The sequence below is a fragment of the Micromonospora sp. D75 genome (assembly GCF_018070405.1).
GTDB classification, from domain to species: Bacteria; Actinomycetota; Actinomycetes; order Mycobacteriales; family Micromonosporaceae; genus Micromonospora; species Micromonospora chalcea.
The window spans coordinates 1-4,117 of the sequence record NZ_JAGPXV010000544.1 but is presented as its reverse complement, the minus strand read 5'-3'; the positions used below and the strand labels follow the sequence as shown (position 1 = coordinate 4,117).

Genomic DNA, 4,117 nt, shown 5'->3' with positions numbered 1-4,117 from the left:
GCCGGGTCCGGGCGGGCGAACGTGTTGTCGGTGAAGGGCGCCGAGCTGCTCTCCAAGTGGGTGGGTGAGAGCGAGCGGGCGGTGCGGGAGCTGTTCCGCCGGGCCCGCCAGGCCGCGCCCACGCTGGTGTTCCTGGACGAGGTGGACGCGCTGGCCCCGGTACGCGGGCAGGCCAGCGACGGCGGCACCACCGACCGGGTGGTGGCGGCGCTGCTCACCGAGCTGGACGGGGTGGAGGCGCTGCGCAACGTGGTGGTGGTCGGCGCGACGAACCGGCCGGAGCTGGTCGACCCGGCGCTGCTGCGTCCCGGCCGGCTGGAACGTCTGGTCTACGTGCCGCCGCCGGACGGGCCGGCCCGCGCGGAGATCCTCCGCGCCGCCGCCCGGGGCGTACCGCTCGCGCCGGACGTCGACCTCGACGCGCTCGGCGCCGAGCTGGACGGCTTCTCCGCCGCCGACTGCGCCGCGCTGGTACGGGAGGCGGCGCTCGCCGCCATGCGGGAGTCGCTCAACGCGAGCACCGTGACTGCCGCGCACGTCGGTGCGGCCCGGGACCGTGTCCGGCCGTCGCTGGACCCGGTGCAGCTCGCGCACCTGGAGTCGTACGCCGCCGGCCGGTCCTGACCGGTCAGCGCTCGTCGCGGCGGCGGGCACGCTCCGGTGCCGTGAGGACCGGCTCGTCGGCGTACTCGTCGTCGGCGAAGTCGTTGCCCTCGTCGTAGGCGGCGTACTCGTCGTCGGCCGGCCCGGTCTCTCCCCGCTCCTCCCGGAGCGCGGTCTCGTGGTCCTTGACGACCTGGGAGTCCTCGATCTCGCCGCGCCAGCCCTCGACCGCGTCCGGGTCGAGCACGGTCCGGGTCATCACGTGCCGGACGAAGTGCTTCAGCTCCAGCCGGACCCGGCGGCCCTGGGCCCGCCACAGGTTGCCGGTGTGCTCGAAGAAGCCCTGCGGGTGGTACTGCAGCACGACCAGGATCCGGGTCAGCTCCGGGGCGACCTCGTGGAAGCTGACGCTGCCGTCGACCGAGCCCTTCTCGCCGGTGGACCGCCAGTGGATGAGCCGGTCCGGGATCTGCCGCACGATCGTCGACTCCCAGGTCCGGTGCGACCAGAGCACCTGCGCCTTCCAGGTCATCTTCTCGTCGTCGCAGTCGGCCTGTTCGACCTTCTTCATGAAGCTCGGGAAGTCGCCGAACGTCGTCCACTGGTTGTAGGCGACCCGGACCGGTACGCCGACCTCGATGGTCTCGACGATGTTGGTGACCTTGAGCTTCCGGCCGCCGTCGCCGCCGCCCTTGCGGCCGAACGCCGCCATCAGCTTCTCCCTACCGCCGGCCACGCCGGCATGGAACATGGCCTTCACCGGGGAGCTGCCCTCGGCGAGCTTCCGCGCGCCGGTGGCGGCGGCGACCAGGCCGGGGTCGCCGCCCTGCTGCGCGTACTCGCTGAGTCGTCCGGTCGCGGCGGTGACCCGGTCGCTGATCGCCTGGACGGCCCGTTCACCGAGAGCCGCGGCGAGGTTGCGCAGCTCGCCGCCGATCTCGTCGCGTACCCGGCCGGTCAGATCGGTCGTCGCCATCGTCACCGCCCCCGCTGCTGTCGGTCCGGCGCCTCGGGCTGCTCGTCCAGCTCCGGTTCCTCGTCCGGCGCGGAACGCTCGGCGTCCGGCCGGCCCGGGCCGCTCCGGCGGCGCAGCGCGTCGGCCCCGTCGCGCAGCCGGCCGCCGATCGCGTCGATGCCGCTGCCGGCGGCGGCGGTCGCCGCGGCCCGCCCGGCCGCCACCAGCGGCGGCGCCAGCCCGCCGAGGTTGCGCAGCTGCGGACTGGCGCCCATCAGATCCGCGCCGAGCCGCTTGATGCCGCCGGGACGCTGGCTGGCCCGCCCGGCGGCGACCGCCGCGGCGAGCGTCAACGCGGTACGCATCTTCCTCCGGCGACCCAGCAGGTAGCCGAAGCCCACCGCCAGCGCCACCCGTGCTCCGCTTTTCATCCGCTCTCCTCCGCACTCCCCGGGGCGCGAACTACCCGTCACCCCGTTGGGAAAACATTTCCTCAGGGGAACGGAAAAGGCGGCCGAAACTTCACGTCAAGCGTCAGGGAGCTGCAAGAACGGGTTTCAGCGGATCGGCAGCGCCGAGTCGAGGCACATTCGGGCGTGCACTTCTCCGCCCTCCTCGCGCAATTCCGCACCGCATTTACGAAGAACGGAGAGAGCGCCCGCGTTGTCCGGCGTGGTGTCCGCGACCACTGTGTGCATCCCGGCCGCCGCGGCGGTGTGCAGCAGCTGCCGCAGCGCGGCGGCGCCGAGACCCCGGCCCCGGGCGGAGCGGCCCAGCCACATGCCCGTCTCCACAGTGCCGGGCTCGTCCCGGCGGGTCATCCGGATCATGCCGACGACCTCGCCGCCGGAGACGATCGCGTACATGGCGGTGCGGGTCGGGCCGTCGAGTCCGCCGAGGTTCGCCCGGTGGAACTCCCGGAACGCGTCCCGGCGGGCGAGCGACCAGCCCGCGGGCGCCTGCACCGGAGGCATCACGTCCTCCGGTTCCGCCTCCGCCGCCGCTACGGAGAGCAACGGTTCCAGGTTCCGCTCGTCCACCGGCTCCAGCCGTACCGCACCCGTCACGAGGCGCAGTCTGCCGCTACCTGTCCGGGCCGTCCACCCCTTTGGGCCCGGATTGCCGCTATGGCCGACCGCCTCGGCCGGTCGTACCCCCGGGGTGTTCCGCCTCACGCTGCGTTGTCATCCGACCGGGTGTTCCGGCGTGAGCGTGCTCACGCCGGAGGAGCGAACTCGCACAGCACCACCGAGGCGTCGTCGGTGCGCTTGCGCCGCCGCAGCCGCTCCGGGTGGTCCCGCTCGGCCGCGCGGACCCGGTCGATCAGCCCTTCCGGGCCCGCCACGGTCAGCACCTCCAGCAGCCCGGCCCAGTCGAACAGGCCGAACTGGTCGACCGCGCAGGAGGCGCCGTCGCTGAGCAGCGCGGCCCGGCGCAGCGCACCCGGACCGCGCAGCGGAAGCGTGCCGGTCAGCGCGTGGTACGCCGCGTCCGGGTCGCTCGCCGCCGTCCAGTAGCCGTGGGTGCGGTTCATCCGGGTCCGCTGCACCGTCGTCGCCCGCCGGAACCGGGTCGCCGGGTCGGTCTCGCCGTCGGGCAGCGCGGCGGCGCTGCGACGCAGGTCGGCCACCGCGTCCGCGAGCCGGTCGTCGGTGACCACCTCGATCCCGCGGTCGGTGTCGAGCACCAGCGGGCTGTCGCAGAGCACCAGGTAGTCGACCCGGTCGCCGCTTTCCCGCAGCAGGCAGACGGTGGACGAGGGGGTGCCGGGATGGTCCAGGTCGCACGTCCCGCCGTGGTCGGCCCGGACCGCGAGGATCGCCGCCGCGAGGCTGCTCATCAGCGTGGCGGCGGGCCGGGCCGCGATCGCCAGGCCGATCCGGGCGGCCAGGTGCCGGACGTACCAGGCGGGACCGTGCACGCATCCGGTGTCGAAGCCCTCCGGCACGGTGGCCCCGTCGAGGACGCCGACGAGCGGGCCGATCCGGAAGACCACGTCCTCGTTCTCCGGGCGGCCCGGCGCCGGGTCGGAGGCGGAACGCACCCGCATCACCGGCGCCTCCCCGGCCGGGCGGGCCGGCCTGCTGCCGATCGCGTACCGGCGGTCCGGTGCTCCCATCGTCGCCTCCGTTCGTCGTCGCCGGCCGCCTACCCGGCCCGCGCCAGGTCATCCGCCACCGGCCCGATCGTGGTAACCCTGCGTCATCACTCCCGCGCTTTCGGTAGCGTCGGACGCGACCGGGTCGGTCCCGGTGACAGGGGGATTCGAGATGTTGGAGCGGTTGCACGAGGGCGGCATCCGGGCGGAGCACGCATACCTCGCCGGGTTCGTCAGCATCGGCCTCTCGGTCACCAGTTGGTTCCTCTCCAAGCACATGGAGCGCGCCGGAGTGGCGCGGGCGGACCGCTGGGGCATCTTCATCGGCGAGTGGGCGCCGACGTTCTTCGCCATCGGCAACGGGCTGCGCACGTACGAGAAGTGAGGCGGGTCAGCGCCGCCGGTTGCGGGCCCGCGACGAGCGCAGCCGGCGCAGCCGGCCGATCAGCACCGGATCGGCG

The 4,117-nt window shown here is 74.0% G+C and carries 7 protein-coding genes; 2 read left to right on the top strand and 5 right to left on the bottom strand.

Annotation, left to right across the window (positions count from 1 at the left end; genetic code table 11):
* Positions 1-624: 26S protease regulatory subunit (locus KBX39_RS25040; protein ID WP_210872812.1), on the top strand; the 624-nt coding region annotated here is incomplete at its 5' end.
* Between the two features lie 4 nt (positions 625-628).
* On the opposite strand, the gene KBX39_RS25035 is transcribed toward KBX39_RS25040, so the two are convergent.
* From KBX39_RS25035 to KBX39_RS25020, 4 genes are all read right to left on the bottom strand, one after another.
* The gene (locus KBX39_RS25035; protein ID WP_113973545.1) at positions 629-1,579 is read right to left on the bottom strand and encodes an SRPBCC family protein; all 951 of its coding nucleotides are present in this window, start codon (positions 1,577-1,579) and stop codon (positions 629-631) included.
* Between the two features lie 2 nt (positions 1,580-1,581).
* Positions 1,582-1,989, bottom strand: a complete 408-nt coding sequence (locus KBX39_RS25030; protein WP_043327974.1) for a hypothetical protein — start codon at positions 1,987-1,989, stop codon at positions 1,582-1,584.
* Between the two features lie 126 nt (positions 1,990-2,115).
* The gene (locus KBX39_RS25025) at positions 2,116-2,625 is read right to left on the bottom strand and encodes a GNAT family N-acetyltransferase (protein WP_043327973.1); all 510 of its coding nucleotides are present in this window, start codon (positions 2,623-2,625) and stop codon (positions 2,116-2,118) included.
* 149 nt (positions 2,626-2,774) lie between these two features.
* A complete protein-coding gene (locus KBX39_RS25020) occupies positions 2,775-3,677 on the bottom strand; it encodes a hypothetical protein (RefSeq protein WP_064446736.1) in 903 nt (300 codons plus the stop codon).
* A gap of 151 nt (positions 3,678-3,828) precedes the next feature.
* On the opposite strand from KBX39_RS25020, the gene KBX39_RS25015 reads away from it, so the two are divergent.
* Positions 3,829-4,041 carry a hypothetical protein gene (locus KBX39_RS25015; protein ID WP_013288875.1) on the top strand — a complete coding sequence of 71 codons (213 nt, stop codon included), beginning with the start codon at positions 3,829-3,831 and terminating at the stop codon, positions 4,039-4,041.
* A 6-nt stretch (positions 4,042-4,047) separates the two neighbouring features.
* Here the strand turns inward: KBX39_RS25015 and KBX39_RS34235 are convergent.
* Positions 4,048-4,117 (bottom strand): DUF3263 domain-containing protein (locus KBX39_RS34235; protein WP_210872814.1); only part of this gene is annotated, 70 nt, incomplete at its 5' end.

Excerpts from the sequence above, each read along its gene's own strand:
- KBX39_RS25035 (WP_113973545.1), bottom strand. The coding sequence starts at position 1,579 with ATGGCGACGACCGATCTGACCGGCCGGGTACGCGACGAGATCGGCGGC.
- KBX39_RS25030 (WP_043327974.1), bottom strand. The coding sequence starts at position 1,989 with ATGAAAAGCGGAGCACGGGTGGCGCTGGCGGTGGGCTTCGGCTACCTG.
- KBX39_RS25020 (WP_064446736.1), bottom strand. The coding sequence starts at position 3,677 with ATGGGAGCACCGGACCGCCGGTACGCGATCGGCAGCAGGCCGGCCCGC.
- KBX39_RS25015 (WP_013288875.1), top strand. The coding sequence starts at position 3,829 with ATGTTGGAGCGGTTGCACGAGGGCGGCATCCGGGCGGAGCACGCATAC.